The organism is Chelatococcus asaccharovorans (assembly GCF_003201475.1).
Classification (GTDB): domain Bacteria; phylum Pseudomonadota; class Alphaproteobacteria; order Rhizobiales; family Beijerinckiaceae; genus Chelatococcus; species Chelatococcus asaccharovorans.
Genome location: NZ_QJJK01000011.1, coordinates 15,093 through 31,435, shown reverse-complemented (window position 1 = coordinate 31,435; position 16,343 = coordinate 15,093). Strand labels below are relative to the sequence as shown.

The window sequence follows — 16,343 nt, the reverse complement described above, 5'->3', positions numbered from 1 at the left end:
TGCGACCGGCCGGCCTTGCTCCGGAAATCGGGTTGCGTCGCTGGTGGCGCATCCCCGACGTGCCTCCCCAGCCATGGCGGGATGGAGCCAGTTCTGCTTCTATCGGAGGGACACGATCGCTAGAGAGGAACGAGCAGATGCCAGTTGCCGACGATTCGCTGCGTGCCTTCATGCCGTATCCCGACGTGCCCGTTGCATCGGCGGCCAGCGGGCCGTTGGCGGGGCAACGGCTGGCCGTGAAGGATCTCTTCGATGTGACGGGTTATCCGACCAGCATGGGAAGCCCGGTGTTCCTCGCCGCCTCTGGCGTGAGCGCGACGACGGCCCCGGTGGTTCGGCAGCTTCTCGAAGCGGGAGCCCAATTCGTCGGTAAGACCATCTGCGATGAGTTCGCCTATTCGATGATCGGCAAGAACGCCCATTTCGGGACGCCGGTGAATGCAGCCGCGCCGGACCGGGTGCCGGGCGGTTCGTCCTCCGGCTCGGCATCAGCGGTCGCGGGCGGTCTCGCGGATATCGGGCTCGGCAGCGATACGGGCGGATCGACACGCTTTCCCGGCAGTTTCTGCGGGCTGTTCTCCATCCGCCCGACCCACGGCAGGCTTTCCCTCGAGGGGGCTGCACCGATGGCGCCGAGTTTCGACACCGCGGGCTGGTTCACCCGCGATGCCGTCCTGTTCGAGACTGTGGCCGACGTGCTGCTCGGCGAAGATACGTCGCCGCTCGGCGACGAGCCGGAGCTTCATCTCGCGGACGATGTGTTCGCGTTCGCCGATCCGACGGCGGCCGCGGCGCTCCGAGCGGCGATCCAGCGCGCAACGCTGCGGATCGGTGATATCCGCGGACAGGATTTCGATGTTTCGGACATCGGCGATCTGGTCGTGGCCTTTCGCCGATTGCAGGGGCGAGAAGCCTGGACAAGCCTCGGGGCACTGATTGAGCGCTATCGCCCCCCGCTCGGGCCGGGCGTGGCCGAGCGCATCGCTTTCGCGCGCGCCGTCACCGATGCCGAGGTGGAGAGCGCTTCCATCGTGCGGGATGAATTCCGGGCGCGTCTTGCGCGTATCCTCGGATCAGACCGGGTCCTCCTCTTGCCGTCTGCGCCGGATGTTGCCCCGCTCTTGGCCGACGGCGATGTCGAACTCGATGATTTTCGCACCCGGGCCCAGCGGCTCGCGGTGTTTGCGTCTCTGACGGGCTTCCCCCAGGTGACGATCCCGGTTGCCCAGAAGGACGGGGCGCCGATTGGCCTTTCCCTGCTCGGACCCGCCGGCTCCGACCGTGCCCTTGTGGCGCTGGCGCACCGTTTCCATCGCGCAGCGGCGCTGCGCCTCGCCTGAGAGGAGCTTTTTCGACGTGACTCCACCTGATCGCTACGCCGTCTATGTCGCTCCCGCCGCCGACAGCATTCTCTGGCGTTTCGGCTCGGCTGTTCTCGGCTATGACGCCGAGAGCGGGGAGGACGTGGAGCAACTCGTGCCGGCCGGGACGAGCCCGGAGCGCTTCCATGAACTGACGGCAGATCCACGTGTCTATGGCTTCCATGCAACGATCAAGGCACCCTTCCGCCTCGCGCCGGGCGAGACTGAGGAGCGATTGCGGGAGGCTTTCAGCCGCTTTGCCGCGAGCCGGCGGCCGTTCCAGCTGCCCCGGCTCGTGCCGCGGGCGATCGGTGGCAGGTCCGGCGCGGGGGCTTTCATCGCGCTTGTCGAGGCGCAGCCGACGCCGGCGCTGGCGGCTCTGGAGCGGGCGACCGTCGAGGCCTTCGAGCCCTTTCGTGCGAATCTGTCGTCGGCGGACTACGCGCGCCGCCAGCCCAACAAGCTGTCCAGCCAGCAGCGCGCCTATCTCGATCGCTACGGCTATCCGTATGTGTTCGAAGAGTTCCGCTTCCACATGACACTCACCAGCCGCGTGCCGGAGGGGGAGGTGGAGCAGGTGCTGGGCGGCCTCACGCGGCTCCATGAGGAGATGGTTTCGGCCGGCCCGGTGGTGGTTGACCAGTTGGCGCTCTGCCGCCAGCCGCCGGGGAAGCCGGATGCCGAGGAGGCGCCGCGCTTCCGCATCATCGCCCGGCACGCCTTCGCCGGGGGCTGATCAGCCTCCGCCGGACGCCCAGAGACCGGACAGCAGGGCGACGCCGGTCAGCGCAACGAAGGCCGCGGCCAGCACCTCCAGCGCAGCGATGACCAGCGGGCCGCGCCCGCGGCCGCCTGCGATCCCGAGGGCCAGCCTCTTCATGAAGACGGCAAGCGCCGCCAGCGCGCCGGTGGTGATGGCGGTTCCCAGCGCCATGGCGAGCGTTGCCGCGACCCCGGCTGCAAAAAGGCCCTGACCGAGCGCAAAGACCAGAATGATGATGGCTCCCGCGCAGGGGCGGATGCCGGCCGCGAGCACGACGCCCGCCCTGTCTCGCCAGTCGCGAAGGCGATCGAGTTCGGCTGGAGGCGGAATATGCACGTGACCGCAGTCCTGGCCGCAATCCTCCCCGCAATCCCGCGGCGGCGCGCCGAGCCCGGCGATCGCAACGACATTGCCGGCCTTGCGCCAGAGGACAACAAGGCCGAGCAGCATGACAGCGCCGAAACTCGAGACCTCGATGGCATTGGCGGTGGCACTCACGGTTGCGGCCGTGGCGCGGATCACGCGTGCCAGGATCGCCACGATGGCGATCGCGACCCCCGCCTGCAGCAGCGCGGCGGCGGCGCTCAGTCCAAGCCCCCGCCGCAAGGACTGGCGGCTCGCGACGATATAGCCGGCGATCACGCTCTTGCCATGGCCTGGCCCGGCCGCGTGAAAGATACCATAGGCGAAACCGATCGCCATCAGCGACCAGAACGCCGCGCCGTTGTCCTTCATTGCGCGCATCGCGCGAATCAGGAGTTGATAGAATTCGCCCTGGACCGCGAGGATGAAGCCGCCAATGCCGGTCGCGGCGGGAGCCGCTTCCCTGAGGCCCGTCCCGAAGGGATTGCGCGGGGCGGGAGGGGGAGCGAACCAGGCCTCGAGGGTCAAACCGAGACAAATCAGAACGGCGCCCACAACGGCGAGGCCGGCAATGGCGACCGCGAGCCGCGCGAGCATGACGCGCCCGCTGCGCCTGGCCGTCATTGGGCCCGCGCCGTGGTCCAGCGTCTCACCCCCGCTCACGGGCAGGCGACCAGAATGCGGTTGGAGAACTGCATGCCGAAATTCGCGTTGGCCGTCAGTGCCTCGAAGAAGGCTTCCGTGAGTTGCTGCTGCTGCGCCTCGTCCGGCTTCTTCGGCCGGATGATGCGGGTGGTGCAGCCGTGCGGCGCGCCGCGGGTCGCGGCCGCATCATCCCCATCGGCCAGCGCAAAGGCGACGAAATAGGTGCCGTCGTAAATCTCGACCGTCAGCATGCGGTTTGCGGGCATCGGCGTCTTTATGGGCAATGTGAAATTGAGTGTCAGGCGCCCATTCTGGAAGTCGAGGCTGTAGTCCGTCGGGTTCGCGAAGGCGAGGGCCTTTCCATTGGCCTTGCCTTTCGTGAAATAGCCGAAATCACTGAGCGAATCGACATTGACCTTGGCGAGATCGGCGAGTTCGGAGGCCGAGAGCTTGCCGTCGCCATCGGTGTCCAGCCCCTGCGTGGCATAGCTTGAATAAGCCTCGTCAAAGGTCCAGCTATGGCGGACGGCCGTGATATCCGCCTTGTCGTCATAGACGAGCTCGCTCTTGGCCGTCACCCAAACGTGAGGATGAGCGTGAGCGGTGGTCGTCCACAGTGCCATCGCGCCCGCCAAAGCGAGCGCATGTGATAAACGGGGCATCATCTGTCCGGTCCGGCCGATAGCGGAAGATTTCCCAAGGCTTTGCCTTTCAGTGCGGCAAAAGCAAGACCGGAGTGCGGAAAGCCGCCTGCGCCTTGTTTCGCCACCGGAGAACCCTCATCTCTTATCATTGACGAGCCGGACAACTTATGTCAGCGTTCCTGACATAAATCCGACGCGAGATCGGAACCCATCCGGCACCGTCGGCGTCTTATGAGACGCAGGAGGGGAACGCATGACGCATGATTCCATGTCTCATGGTACCGGGTCGCAGAGGGGGGCAGAGCCGCCCCGTGATCCTGCGAAGGGTGGGGCCGCGCCCCTCAAGGACGTCCATCTCGACGACAAATACGATCTGACCAAGGACCGTGTGTTCATCACCGGTACCCAGGCGATCGTGCGTCTCATGCTGATGCAGAAGGAGCGCGACCGGAGGGCCGGCCTGAACACGGCCGGTTTCGTCTCCGGCTATCGCGGGTCGCCGCTCGGGGGCCTTGATCTGCAGTTTGCACGGGCGGCACGCCAACTCAAGGCATCTGATGTCGTCTTCCAGCCGGGCCTGAACGAGGACCTGGCGGCCACCGCCTGCTGGGGCACCCAGCAGGCCGAGATGCGCGGCGAGGGCCGGTTCGATGGCGTGTTCACGCTGTGGTACGGCAAGGGCCCCGGCGTCGACCGTTCGGGAGACGTTTTCCGCCACGCCAATATGGCCGGCACGTCGCGCCATGGCGGTGCGATCGCCCTGATGGGCGACGACCACACGGCCGAAAGCTCGACGGTGGCGCATCAGACGGAATTCCTGTTCGTCGACACGATGATCCCGATCCTCAATCCCGCCGGTGTCCAGGAAATCCTCGACTACGGGCTCTACGGCTTCGCCATGAGCCGCTTCGCGGGGACCTGGGTTGCCCTGAAGGGCGTCAAGGATACGGTGGAGTCGACCGCCATCGTGGATGGCTCGCTGGAGCGGCTCGGCATCGTCATCCCGGAGGATTTCCCCATGCCGCCGGGCGGACTGAATATCCGCCCCTTCGACAAGATCCTTGAACAGGAAGCGCGCCTGCATGAGTACAAGCGGGACGCCGCGCTCGCCTTCCTCAGGGCCAACGGGCTCAACCGCATCATCACCTCGGGCGGTCGCCATCCGAAGATCGGCATCGTCACCGTCGGCAAGAGCTATCTCGACGTCCGCCAGGCTTTCGACGACCTCGGCATCGACGAGGTGCGCGCCAATGATCTCGGCATCCGCCTCTACAAGATCGCCTGTCCATGGCCGATCGGGCGCCAGGAGCTGATGGATTTCGCCCGTGGGCTCGATCTCGTCATCGTCGTCGAGGAGAAGCGCTCTCTGATCGAAGTGCAGGTGCGGGAGGAACTCTACGGCTCCGCCAACCAGCCGACCTGCGTCGGCAAGAAGGACGAGGAAGGCCGCTGGCTGTTCCCGGTGAAGGGTGCGCTCGACCCCAACGATATCGCCATCGCCATCGGGGAGCGCGTCCTGCGCTACCACCCGGGCGAGGAGCTCGCGGCCCGCGTCGCCCGCATCCGCGCAGCGCAGCGCATCCTTGCCGAGACGGCGGATGCCGGCACGCGCATCCCGCATTTCTGCTCGGGCTGCCCGCATAACTCGTCCACCGTGGTGCCGGAGGGGATGCGCGCCTATGCCGGCATCGGCTGCCACTACATGGTGCAGTGGATGGATCGCTCGACCGACGGCTTCACCCAGATGGGCGGGGAGGGCGCCAACTGGATCGGCGAGGCGCCGTTCTCCACCCGCAATCACGTCTTCCAGAACCTCGGCGACGGCACGTATCAGCACTCCGGCATTCTGGCGCTGCGCTTCGCGCTCGCGGCCAAGACCAACGTCACCTACAAGATCCTCTATAACGACGCGGTCGCCATGACCGGCGGCCAGCATGTCGAGGGCGACCTCACCGTCGAGAAGGTGGCCGCCCAGGTGCGGGCCGAAGGGGTGAGCCGCATCGCGCTCGTGTCCGATGAGCCCGACAAATATCCGCCCGGCACGCATTGGCCGGCTGGCATGACCCGCCATCATCGCGACGATCTGGATGCGGTGCAGCGGGAACTGGCAGAGGTGCCGGGGGTCTCGGTGATGATCTACGACCAGACCTGCGCCGCCGAAAAGCGCCGGCGCCGGAAGAAAGGCACGTATCCGGACCCGGATCGGCGCGTCATCATCAATGAGCTGGTGTGCGAAGGCTGCGGTGATTGCAGCGTCACCTCCAACTGCGTCTCGGTGCAGCCGCAGATGACCGAGTTCGGGCGCAAGCGCGTCATCGACCAGTCCAACTGCAACAAGGACTTTTCCTGCGTCAAGGGCTTCTGCCCGTCCTTCGTCTCGGTGCACGGGGCGAGCCTGCGCAAGGTGGAGGCCAAGCCGCGCCCGGCCCATGCGGCGATGGCGGACGGCTGGGAGGCGCGGCTGCCGGAGCCATCCCGCCCGACCCTTGGCAACAAGCCCTATAACATCATCATCACCGGGGTCGGTGGCTCCGGTGTCGTCACCATCGGCGCCCTGCTCGGCATGGCCGCGCATCTCGAGGGCCGGGGCTGCGGCATGATCGATATGGCCGGCCTCGCCCAGAAGGGTGGAGCGGTCTACAGCCATGTCAGGCTCGCCGCCGCGCCGGAGGATATCCATGCCATCCGCGTCTTTGCGGGCGAGGCGGACCTCGTGCTCGGCTGCGATCTCGTGGTGACCGGCTCCAAGAAGGTGCTGGCCGCGGTCGCCAAGGGAAAGACCGCGCTGATGGTGAACACGGCGGAGGTGCATCCCGGCGACTTCACCCGCAATGCGGACTATGTCCTGCCGGTCGCGCGCATCAAGCGCGCCATCGCCGAGGCGACGGGCGGGAGCGGCACCTTTTTCATCGATGCCAATGCCGTGGCGATGGCCGTACTCGGCAATTCGATCGCCGCCAACATGTTCATGCTCGGCTTCGCCTATCAGCACGGCAAGGTGCCGGTGTCCGCCGCGGCCCTGGAGAAGGCCATCACGCTCAATGGCGAGGCTGTGGATATGAATCTCGCCGCTTTCCGCTGGGGACGGCGTGCGGTCTGCGAGACCGAGGCGGTGGGGGCGCTCGTCGATGCGGCGCATGAGCCGACACCGGTGCGGCATCTCTCCCAGACACTCGACGAGATCATCGAACGGCGGGCCCAATTCCTCACCGGCTACCAGAACAACGCCTATGCCGAACGCTACAGGCAGTGGGTGGCGCGGGTGCGGGCGCGTGAAGCCGCCGTGGGCTCCTCCACCGCGCTTACGGAGGCCGTGGCCCGCTACCTGTTCAAGCTCATGGCCTACAAGGACGAGTATGAGGTGGCGCGGCTCTATACGGACGGCAATTTCGCCCGCCAGCTTGCCTCCACCTTCTCGGGTGACCGGATCAGGCTGGAGTTCCACCTGGCGCCGCCCCTTCTGAGCCCGCAGGATGCGCATGGTCATCCCCGCAAGATGACCTTCGGGCCGTGGATGCTGCCGCTGTTCCGGGTGCTCGCCGCCTTCAAGGGCCTGCGCGGAACGGCTCTCGATCCTTTCGGGCGGACCGAGGAGCGGCGCATGGAGCGCCAGCTGATCCAAGACTACGAGACGTTGCTTGCCGAGCTCATCGAGAAGCTCGATGCCGGCAATCATGCCCTTGCGGTGGGGCTCGCCTCCATTCCGGAGAAGATTCGCGGCTTCGGGCATATCAAGCAGCGGCACCTCGAGGCCGCCAAGCGGGAGGAGACGGAGTTGCTGGAACGGTTCCGCACGGGCGTTCCGCCGTTCGCCGTGGCTGCGGAATAGGGGAGGTGCGATATCGCGTGGTGGAGGAATTTACACAAATAAAGCATATGCTTATGGAACTGAACGCATTGGTATTTTTCCCGCGCGGCTCTACTGTGGTGGGATAATTCAAATAAATATGCGTCACATGCGTTGCTGAAATGGCGCGAATTCGAAAGGCTTGGGCGTTAGGATGGAGATGAATACGCAATGCCGGTTGGATTCGGGTTTGTTTCATTTGATTTCGATCTCACCGTAACGCGGCAGCACACGTGGATCGATTGCGGCATCCATACGCCGCTGGCAGAGGGCGACGCCCGCCTCGGCCTGATCACGTTTCAGGATGGATCTCTTTTGATCAGGTTGATCAACGCCCTCTGCGGGCAGGGTCTCGCCGTATGCATCAACTCGCGCCAGTATGCGTCGACGATCTTTTTCAGTCTCAAGGCGCTTCCCGGCGGGGAGAAGTTGATCGCCGATTTTCACGGCTCGCGCTTTTTCGTCTTCGGGCGGGAGAGCCTGCAGGTCTCCAAGGCACAGGTGCTTGCCAGCGCGTTCGGCGCTGATGTCGGGGGGCTCCATTTCGATGACGATTCCAAGGAAGGCCGCGGATTCGTTGGCAACCATCGCTTCTGCCAGATGGCGGCGGGAACGGGCTTCTCGCTGGGCATATCGAGTAGCCTGCTAAGTGGGCTCGTGGATATTCCGCTTCATTTCTCGGGGCTCATGACGCCAGACATTCCCCTGAGCTACAACTCGCTCAATCCGCCGCCGCTCCAATATCCGGCGCTGACTGCCGGCGCGGCCCGCTGGCGGCACAGCTCCGGCGTGTCGCTCGTGACCTTGGTCAACGAACTGCGCACGTCGTTGATGCTGACGGAAACCGATCCGGTCGCCAAGCGGCGCGGCATCGTGTTCTAGTGTCCCGAATCCGAAATTCGTATCATTTCCGGAAGGTGTCGTTCGAATTTCGGATGAGATCAGGACACTAGCTAGCTAACGATTCTCGTGTGGTTTTCGGATTTGAAATTCGTCCATCACCCTCGATCCATTCTGTAACGAATTTCAAATCCACCACACGAGCGGCAACCGCGCCCTTCCGAAGCCACCCCCTTTGACATGCCGCTTCGCCCCGCGAAGCCGAAAGCTTCGTGCGGCTGTGGCAGTTTGTCCCGTTGTTCTGCGCCCCGCGACGTCTGACCTGAGCATGGACGGCCAGAGCCGACGGCTCGACCGGCTTCGTGCTTTGAGTTTCGTGCTTTGACTTGCGCTGATCGATCAGGTTCATGGTTTTTGATTGGTGCAATGCAGAACTATCGTGATCGACGGAGGATCGTTTGGACAAACCGGTTGCCATGGCACCTGCCCGCCCCCTGGACCATCCGGCGATCAATCCGCGTCGCATCGGTGTGCTCATTGCCAATCTCGGCACGCCGGAAGGGACCGACTATTGGTCGATGCGCCGCTACCTCAAGGAGTTCCTCTCGGATCGCCGCGTCATCGAGACGCCGCGTCTTCTGTGGTGGTTCATCCTCAACGGCATCATTCTGACGACGCGTCCCGGCCGCAAGGGCAAGGATTACGAGACGATCTGGAACAAGGCGCTGAACGAGTCCCCGCTCAAGACCGTGACGCGGTCACAGGCTGAGAAGCTGCAGGAGACGCTGACGGCGCTCGATGATCGTATCGTGGTGGAATGGGGGATGCGCTATGGCCACCCCTCGATGAAGGCCGCGCTGACATCCCTGCAGGAGAAAGGCTGCGACCGCATCCTTCTGGTGCCGCTCTACCCGCAATATGCGGCCGCGACGACCGCGACCGCCTGCGACAAGGCCTTCGAGGCCTTGATGCAGATGCGCTGGCAGCCCACCCTTCGCGTCGCTCCGCCCTATTATGATGATCCGGTCTATATCGACGCTGTCGTCACCGGGCTCAGGCAGAGTATCGCGGCGCTGGACTTCGAGCCGGAGGTCATCCTCGCGTCCTTTCACGGCATTCCCAAAGAGTATCTGATGAAGGGCGATCCCTATCACTGCCAGTGCGTGAAGACCTGGCGCCTGATGCGCGAAGCGATGGGCCTCACGCCGGATCAGTTCATGATGAGCTTTCAGTCGCGCTTCGGCCGTGCGGAGTGGCTCCAACCCTACACCGACGCCACGGTCAAGGCGCTCGCAGAGCGCGGCGTCAAGCGGCTGGCGGTCGTCATGCCTGGCTTCTCCGTCGATTGCCTCGAGACGCTTGAGGAGATCGCCGGCGAGAACGGCGAGATCTTCCACCACCACGGTGGGGAGAAATTTGCGGCCATTCCCTGCCTCAACGATTCGCCCGAGGGCATGCGCGTCATCAGTCACCTGGCGATTCGCGAACTGCAGGGCTGGATCAGCCCGGCGGCCGGCTGACGACCGTCAGCGCTGATGCGCGGCCGACAGGGAGCCATCAGCCGCGCTCGCGGCTGGCGATGATCGCCCTGAAAACGCACGATAGCCCGCAACAATTTGCTCAGCATGGCTGTTGGCTACTACCTATGCGGGCATATCTTGCCTTGTGCGCGAAAAACGTTTGATCGACACTCCTCGGGATAGCCTCGAAGGGGGATCGCCATGCCGTTGCTCGGCTACGATATTTTTGTCATTGCCTTGATCGCTTTGATCGTCCTCACCGTTGCACTCGGCGTGCGGACGGTGCCGCAGGGATATAACTATACCGTCGTGCGCTTCGGGCGCTATTCGCGCTCCCTGAATCCGGGGCTCGGCCTCATCATCCCTTACGTCGAATCCATCGGTCACCGCGTGAACACGATGGAGCAGGTGCTGGATATTCCGAGCCAGGAAGGCATCACGCGGGACAACGCGGGCGTCACCATCGACGCCGTCGCCTTCTATCAGGTGTTGGATGCGGCGCGCGCGTCCTACGAGGTTTCCAACCTCTCGCAGGCCATCCTCACCCTGACGATGACCAATATCCGCACCGTCGTCGGCTCCATGGATCTCGACATGCTTCTGTCCCATCGCGACGAGATCAACGACAGGCTTCTCCGGGTGATCGACGCGGCGGCCTCACCCTGGGGTGTGAAGGTCACGCGCATCGAGATCAAGGACATCGAGCCGCCCGTCGATCTGGCCGACGCGATGGCGCGACAGATGAAGGCCGAGCGCGAGAAACGGGCCGTCGTGCTGGAGGCGGAAGGGCTGCGGCAGGCCGAGATCCTGCGTGCCGAGGGTCAGAAACAGGCGCAGATCCTGGCGGCGGAGGGCCGGCGCGAATCGGCCTTCCGCGATGCCGAGGGGCGGGAGCGGCAGGCGGAGGCGGAGGCGCGCGCGACCACGATGATCAGCGAGGCGATCGGCCGCGGTGATCTCGCGGCGGCAAATTTTCTGGTCGCGGAGAAATATGTCGACGTGCTGAAGGCGCTGGCTGCGGCGCCCAACCAGAAGGTTCTGGTGGTGCCGATCGAGGCGGCCGGTCTTGTCGGCACGGTTGCGGGCCTCGCCGAGATCACCAAGAGCGTCTTCGCGGAAGGCGGCTCGGGCACGGCGGCGGCGCGGCGCACCATCGGCCAGCCTGCGTCTCTGAATGCGCCGCTGGCTCCTGCCAATGGCGTGCCGACAGCTCCGCGCTAGCGGCCGGGCGAGGTCAGCACCCATCGCTCCTTGACGCGTGTGGACAGGTGCCGGGGTGAAGCCACCAGCACCCCCGTCGTCATTCCGGGGCGGGTCGAACGGTCCTAGAGCATTTTCGCGTTTCTCCGAATCGCGAAAATGATCCATGTCTTTGTTTTAGCGCATTTTCTTCACGCGAACCGGTGTCCACTTCGCTCGAAAATGCTCTAGCCCCGAACCCATGACCACCACGGCCGACAAAGAGAGTGCCGCATCCGCGGCGTCGTCTCGTCCGATGCCGTGTTCATGGATTCCGGGCTCTTCGCTGGCGCGAAGCCCCGGAATGACCGCGACCTTCGGCAAGGCCAACGCACGCGCTGGCACTGGCCATCTGTTCTTTTCCGTTGCGGCGCGGCGTCGCGGAAGGCCACTCCTTTGCGGGCTCGCCCCACAGGGCCTCCCGCTCTACCTCATCCTGGTCATCGCAGGCGCCAATCCGGCCGCTTACCAAGCATTAACCCTGATCAACTAGCCTTCATTAACCATGCGAAGGCGGCGCGGGCATTTGTTGTCTTCGTCTCATGTCGGCGCGCGCATGTCCCGTCTCATGAAGCGATGAGCGTTTGATCTTGGTGTGCGATTGGCTCCGATTTCGTCGAGTGATCTCGATCGCACAGCCCATGATAGCGGCGGGCGTCGTGTTTGCCGGCCTGCCGGCGGTTGCGCGGGCGCAGGCTGTCGATGCCAATGACGCGCCCTTCCAGCTTCTGCGCGGCAGTTCCGGCCCGCTCGTTCTGACGCCCCAGCCGTCGGAGAAGATCGCCCCGTTTTTCGACCCATCGCCCATGTTGATGAACAGCCGGGATCTCGGTGCCGGCCCTTTGCCCGCGTCGAGCTTCACCAACACCCAGAGCCGGGTGACGCTCGTCAATCCCGCGGTGCGTGATCGTGTCTACGCGGATCTCAGCGCTCCGGCGCCCAGTTCCTCAACAGAGCCCCGCCGCCGGCGTCCGCAGCCCGTCGATCCCTATGAGCAACTCGGTCTGACGCTCGGTGGCCTCAAGTTGTTGCCGGCGATCGAGGCTGATGTCGGCTATGACAGCAACCCCCGGCGAACGGATACAGGGGTCAAGGGCTCCACCATGCTGCGGACCATGGCGGAGCTCAAGCTGCAATCGGACTGGCAGCGCCATTCCCTGACCGGGTCCCTGCGTGGCTCTTATGATGCATTCCCCGGGATGACCGACGTCAATCGTCCAGCCGGCGAGGGACGTGTCAATCTGCGGCTGGACGTGCTGCGCGGGACGCAGATCGAATCCGAAGGGCGCTATATCGTCACCACCCAACAGCCGGGCAACCCCAACCTGCCCAACGGCGTCGTGAATCAGCCCATCACCGCAAGCTTCGGTGGCACGCTCGGTCTTGTCCACGCCTTCAATCGCCTGTCTGTCGGGGTCTATGGCGATATCGACCGCAGCACCTACGGCAATGCGAAACTGGCCGATGGGACTTCCGTGAGCCAGGACGACCGCAACTACACGCAATATGCCGTTCGCTTGCGGACCGGATATGAGCTCAGCGCCTACCTCACGCCCTTCATCGAGGGCCGCCTCGACAAGCGTCGTTACGACGAGCACTTCGACAGCTCCGGCTATGCGCGCAATTCAAACGGCGTCGGCATGCGTGTCGGCACCGCCTTCAATCTTCCCGGGTCCCTGACGGGGGAGATCGCCGCAGGCCTCGAGCATCGCGTCTACGACGATCCCCGACTTGCGGACCTCAACGGCCCGATCGGTGAGGCGTCGCTCGTCTGGACGGCGACGCCGCTCACAAAATTGCGACTGCGGGCGAGCAGCACGATCGGCGAGACGACGGTGGTCGGATCGAGCGGCGTGGTTGTCATGCAGGCCGGGGCCGAGGTGGAGCACGCGCTGCGGCGCAATCTGACTGTGACGGGAGCGCTGGCCTTCTCCAACAACAACTATCAGGACGTCTACCTGAAGGAGCATGGCATCACGGGCTCGGTGCGGCTCGACTGGAAGATGACCCGCACATTGGCCTTCCGCGCGAGTTTTACCCACGAACGCCTGGATAGCACATCGGCCAATTCCGATTACACCGCCAATATTTTCCTCGTGGGCCTGAGGCTGCAACGCTGACGGCTGAAACGGCGACTCGCGACAAATCGACCGATGTCAACGGATTTGAAAGGATCTCAGGCGACCACTGGACGCCTAATGGAACAAGGGTTGGTTTACCCTCCAGGTGGAGCATCGCGATGGCGTTTCGTGCGGGCAGGAGCCGGCGTTCGGCGGGGCAAATGGCTGCCTGGCCTGGGCGGCACGTCGCGGCGGCTGTTCTCGTCGGCCTTGCCCAGGTATCCTGCTCCTCCGACAGCTATTTGACGACCGCGTCCATCAGCCCGACCGCCAGCGCATCCGCGACCACGACGCGTCTTTCGCGGCCGACGGTGCCCACTCAGGAGGCAACCGCGGTGCCATCCGCGTCCTTCGGCGCCTTCACCAATGGAATCTGGGACAGCGCGAAGGCGCAGGGCGTGTCCCGCCGCACCTTCGACCGTGCCTTCGCCGGCCTGACGCCGGATCCCAAGGTGATCGCGCTGACGAAGAAGCAGTCCGAATTCGTGAAGCCGGTGTGGGAGTATCTCGGTTCGGCCGTATCGGAGCAGCGGCTGGAGCGTGGCGGCCGCGCCGTGACGGAGTCCGCCGCCACCCTCACCAAGGTCGAGGCGGCCTATGGGGTCGATCGCCGCGTCGTGGCCGGCGTATGGGGCATGGAGACGAATTTCGGATCCTATATGGGATCAAGCGATGTGATCCGTTCACTCGCCACGCTGGCGCACGCCGGATATCGCGGCGATTTCTTCCGCGGCGAGCTGGTGACGGCGCTCGTCATCCTCGAGCAGGGCCATATCGATCGCGACGGGATGGTCGGCTCCTGGGCGGGCGCCATGGGCCAGACGCAGTTCATGCCGACGAGCTTCATGGCCTATGCGGTGGATTTCACGGGGGATGGCCGGCGCGACATCTGGACATCGACGCCGGATGCGCTCGCTTCCACGGCGAACTATCTGAAGAAGCACGGCTGGGAGACGGGTCTGACCTGGGGCTTCGAGGTCAAGGTGCCGAAGGGCCTGACCTATGGTGCGGGCCAACAGAGTTTCGCCGCCTGGTCTCAGGCCGGGGTGCGGCGCATGGACGGCCGGGCGATGCCGGCCCGGGGTGAGGCGCGCATCCTCATGCCCGCGGGTGCCCGGGGGCCCGCCTTCCTCGTGACCAAGAATTTCGATGTCATCAAGCGCTACAACAATTCCGACGCCTATGCGCTTGGTGTCGCCCATCTCGGCGACCGCCTCTACGGCGGCGCGCCGATCCAGGCGCCCTGGCCGACGGACGATCTTCCGCTCGATCGTATGCAGAGCGTCGAGCTGCAAAAGCACCTGGCCGCGCACGGCTTCGATGTCGGCGAGCCGGACGGCAAGCTTGGTTCGCAGACCCGCGCAGCCATCGCCTCATATCAGGAGCGCGTGGGGCTGCCGGCTGACGGCTATCCGAGCGTCACGTTGCTTGAGCGTCTGCGCCGCAGCGGCAACGGGCGTGCGACCTGAATGAAGATGCGGCGTCGATCGCGAAATGTGATCGTGCCAGGCGTGCGTATCAGGCGTAAACTGTAACAATCAGGCCCGTATCCCTGGCGCTTGTGGGCGGTCGCAGCATGCGGTTTTGCCATTTGCCTGCCAGGACGCGTGGCCACGGCCGAATCGGAAGGATCCCGCGAGTACCTTCACTCAGGGAAGAACTGCGCAATGCACCTCAAACTGCGACGTCGCGTGAGCTTACTTGCTTTTTTCGCCCTGGTCGCCGTCGTCGGGGTCGTTGCGGCGGGATCCGCCTTGGTGTCGATGGCGACACCGGTCGTGGCGCAAACGGACCCGCTGACCCGCTTTCTGGATGGCCTCTTCAAGCAGCAGCGCCTGCCGCCGCAGCAGGTCGTGCCGCGCCGGCAGCCACAACGGACGCCGACCCGTGCGGCCCGTCCGCGCCGGGCGCCTGCGCCTGCCCCGGTCGTCGTGCGCGACCAGCCGCAGGAGGCCAAGCCCGCGGCCGACACGTTCATCCTCGTCATGGGTGATTTCTTCGCCGAATCCCTCGCGGACGGGTTGAAGGATGCTTTTGCGGAGATGCCGACGATCGAGGTGTCGCGCAACGTTCGCCCCAACTCCGGCCTGGTGCGTGACGATCACTTCGACTGGCCAAAGGCCGCGCGCGACCGTCTCGCCGATGCTGCGCCCCTGACAATCGGCGTGATCGCGATTGGTGCGAATGATCGCCAGGCCATGCGCGATGGTGATACGTCCGTCGAATTCGGGACGGATCGCTGGCGCGAGCTCTATGGGGCGCGGATCGATGCCGTGGAAGCCGCCTTCGCCGCAAAGCAGGTTCCCTTGATCTGGGTCGGGATGCCGCCGATGCAGGCGGCGCGATATTCCGCGGACATGCTGAGTCTCAACGCGCTGATCCGCGAACAGGCGGCCAAGGCCGGCAGTCACTACGTTGATATTTGGGAAGCGTTCTCGAATGACGACAACCGCTTCACCGCCTCGGGGCCCGATATTCAGGGCAGGCAGGTGCGGCTGAGGAATGCGAACGGCATCAATTTCACCGATGCCGGGGCGCGCAAAGCGGCGCATTTCGTGGAGCTCGAGATCCGCCGGCTCCTCACGGAGCGCAACAGCGCGACGGTTCTTGCCTTGCCGCCGCGGGGCGACACCCCGGCCGAGGTCGCACCCACCGCGCCGCCTGTCAAAAGCGACGATGCGCTGGCCTCGGCCTTTCCGGCATTGCCGGATCAGCCGGGCGGCCTTGCCCTGCAGCCACCCCGTCCCATCGCCGGCCCCATCCTGCCGCTGAACCGTCGCGAGATGTCGGCGGGGGGCCAGCTCGTGCGCGCCCGGCCGGTCCTGTCGGGTTATGGCGGGCAGCTCGTCGAACGGGTCTATGGGGTGGGCCGCGTGCCGGAGCCTCGCACCGGCCGCTCCGACGATTTCCACTGGTCCGACGGGCGGTAGGCGCCTGAGCCTTTCAGGCCTGATTGACCCCTTGGCGAGCTGATTTCACAAGGGGCGCCACGGCGTCAGTC

Annotated in this window: 12 protein-coding genes; 10 read left to right on the top strand and 2 right to left on the bottom strand. The window is 65.0% G+C overall.

The features are described from left to right. The first annotated feature begins 137 nt into the window (after positions 1 to 137). Positions 138 to 1,340, top strand: a complete 1,203-nt coding sequence (locus C7450_RS23825; RefSeq protein WP_110376971.1) for an amidase — start codon at positions 138 to 140, stop codon at positions 1,338 to 1,340. Positions 1,341 to 1,356: 16 nt separating this feature from the next. Then, positions 1,357 to 2,097, top strand: a complete 741-nt coding sequence (locus C7450_RS23820; RefSeq protein ID WP_170147398.1) for a DUF1045 domain-containing protein — start codon at positions 1,357 to 1,359, stop codon at positions 2,095 to 2,097. Here C7450_RS23820 and C7450_RS23815 read toward each other — a convergent pair whose 3' ends face one another. After that, positions 2,098 to 3,111 carry a nickel/cobalt transporter gene (locus C7450_RS23815; protein WP_110376969.1) on the bottom strand — a complete coding sequence of 338 codons (1,014 nt, stop codon included), beginning with the start codon at positions 3,109 to 3,111 and terminating at the stop codon, positions 2,098 to 2,100. A 35-nt stretch (positions 3,112 to 3,146) separates the two neighbouring features. Continuing rightward, complete coding sequence (locus C7450_RS23810) at positions 3,147 to 3,794, bottom strand: DUF1007 family protein (RefSeq protein WP_245450081.1); 648 nt, start codon at positions 3,792 to 3,794, stop codon at positions 3,147 to 3,149. 235 nt (positions 3,795 to 4,029) lie between these two features. Between C7450_RS23810 and C7450_RS23805 the strand changes: the two genes are divergently transcribed. The 8 genes from C7450_RS23805 to C7450_RS23770 all read left to right on the top strand — a co-directional run bounded on the left by C7450_RS23805 (position 4,030) and on the right by C7450_RS23770 (position 16,272). Continuing rightward, positions 4,030 to 7,605: an indolepyruvate ferredoxin oxidoreductase family protein gene (locus tag C7450_RS23805; protein WP_245450080.1), complete on the top strand. Its 3,576-nt coding sequence runs from the start codon at positions 4,030 to 4,032 to the stop codon at positions 7,603 to 7,605. Positions 7,606 to 7,794: 189 nt separating this feature from the next. Next, positions 7,795 to 8,505: a hypothetical protein gene (locus C7450_RS23800; protein ID WP_110376967.1), complete on the top strand. Its 711-nt coding sequence runs from the start codon at positions 7,795 to 7,797 to the stop codon at positions 8,503 to 8,505. A gap of 434 nt (positions 8,506 to 8,939) precedes the next feature. After that, positions 8,940 to 9,983, top strand: coding sequence for a ferrochelatase (hemH, locus tag C7450_RS23795; protein ID WP_110377197.1), 1,044 nt, complete (start codon positions 8,940 to 8,942; stop codon positions 9,981 to 9,983). Positions 9,984 to 10,184: 201 nt separating this feature from the next. Next, entirely contained in the window at positions 10,185 to 11,204 is a 1,020-nt protein-coding gene (locus C7450_RS23790) for an SPFH domain-containing protein (protein ID WP_210206522.1), read from the top strand. A 322-nt stretch (positions 11,205 to 11,526) separates the two neighbouring features. After that, positions 11,527 to 11,715 (top strand): hypothetical protein, encoded by a 189-nt coding sequence (locus tag C7450_RS23785; RefSeq protein ID WP_110376965.1) that lies wholly within the window; start codon positions 11,527 to 11,529, stop codon positions 11,713 to 11,715. A 127-nt stretch (positions 11,716 to 11,842) separates the two neighbouring features. After that, positions 11,843 to 13,342 carry an outer membrane beta-barrel protein gene (locus tag C7450_RS23780; protein WP_110376964.1) on the top strand — a complete coding sequence of 500 codons (1,500 nt, stop codon included), beginning with the start codon at positions 11,843 to 11,845 and terminating at the stop codon, positions 13,340 to 13,342. Positions 13,343 to 13,503: 161 nt separating this feature from the next. Then, positions 13,504 to 14,811 carry a lytic murein transglycosylase gene (locus tag C7450_RS23775; RefSeq protein WP_110376963.1) on the top strand — a complete coding sequence of 436 codons (1,308 nt, stop codon included), beginning with the start codon at positions 13,504 to 13,506 and terminating at the stop codon, positions 14,809 to 14,811. Positions 14,812 to 15,033: 222 nt separating this feature from the next. Next, positions 15,034 to 16,272, top strand: coding sequence for an SGNH/GDSL hydrolase family protein (locus C7450_RS23770; protein WP_170147397.1), 1,239 nt, complete (start codon positions 15,034 to 15,036; stop codon positions 16,270 to 16,272). Positions 16,273 to 16,343: the final 71 nt, after the last annotated feature.

What these genes read in the sequence shown, in the direction of transcription:
- C7450_RS23825 (WP_110376971.1), top strand. Translation starts at nt 138, where the DNA reads ATGCCAGTTGCCGACGATTCGCTGCGTGCCTTCATGCCGTATCCCGAC.
- C7450_RS23815 (WP_110376969.1), bottom strand. Translation starts at nt 3,111, where the DNA reads ATGACGGCCAGGCGCAGCGGGCGCGTCATGCTCGCGCGGCTCGCGGTC.
- C7450_RS23810 (WP_245450081.1), bottom strand. Translation starts at nt 3,794, where the DNA reads ATGCCCCGTTTATCACATGCGCTCGCTTTGGCGGGCGCGATGGCACTG.
- C7450_RS23805 (WP_245450080.1), top strand. Translation starts at nt 4,030, where the DNA reads ATGACGCATGATTCCATGTCTCATGGTACCGGGTCGCAGAGGGGGGCA.
- C7450_RS23800 (WP_110376967.1), top strand. Translation starts at nt 7,795, where the DNA reads ATGCCGGTTGGATTCGGGTTTGTTTCATTTGATTTCGATCTCACCGTA.
- hemH (WP_110377197.1), top strand. Translation starts at nt 8,940, where the DNA reads ATGGCACCTGCCCGCCCCCTGGACCATCCGGCGATCAATCCGCGTCGC.
- C7450_RS23790 (WP_210206522.1), top strand. Translation starts at nt 10,185, where the DNA reads ATGCCGTTGCTCGGCTACGATATTTTTGTCATTGCCTTGATCGCTTTG.
- C7450_RS23785 (WP_110376965.1), top strand. Translation starts at nt 11,527, where the DNA reads ATGACCGCGACCTTCGGCAAGGCCAACGCACGCGCTGGCACTGGCCAT.
- C7450_RS23775 (WP_110376963.1), top strand. Translation starts at nt 13,504, where the DNA reads ATGGCTGCCTGGCCTGGGCGGCACGTCGCGGCGGCTGTTCTCGTCGGC.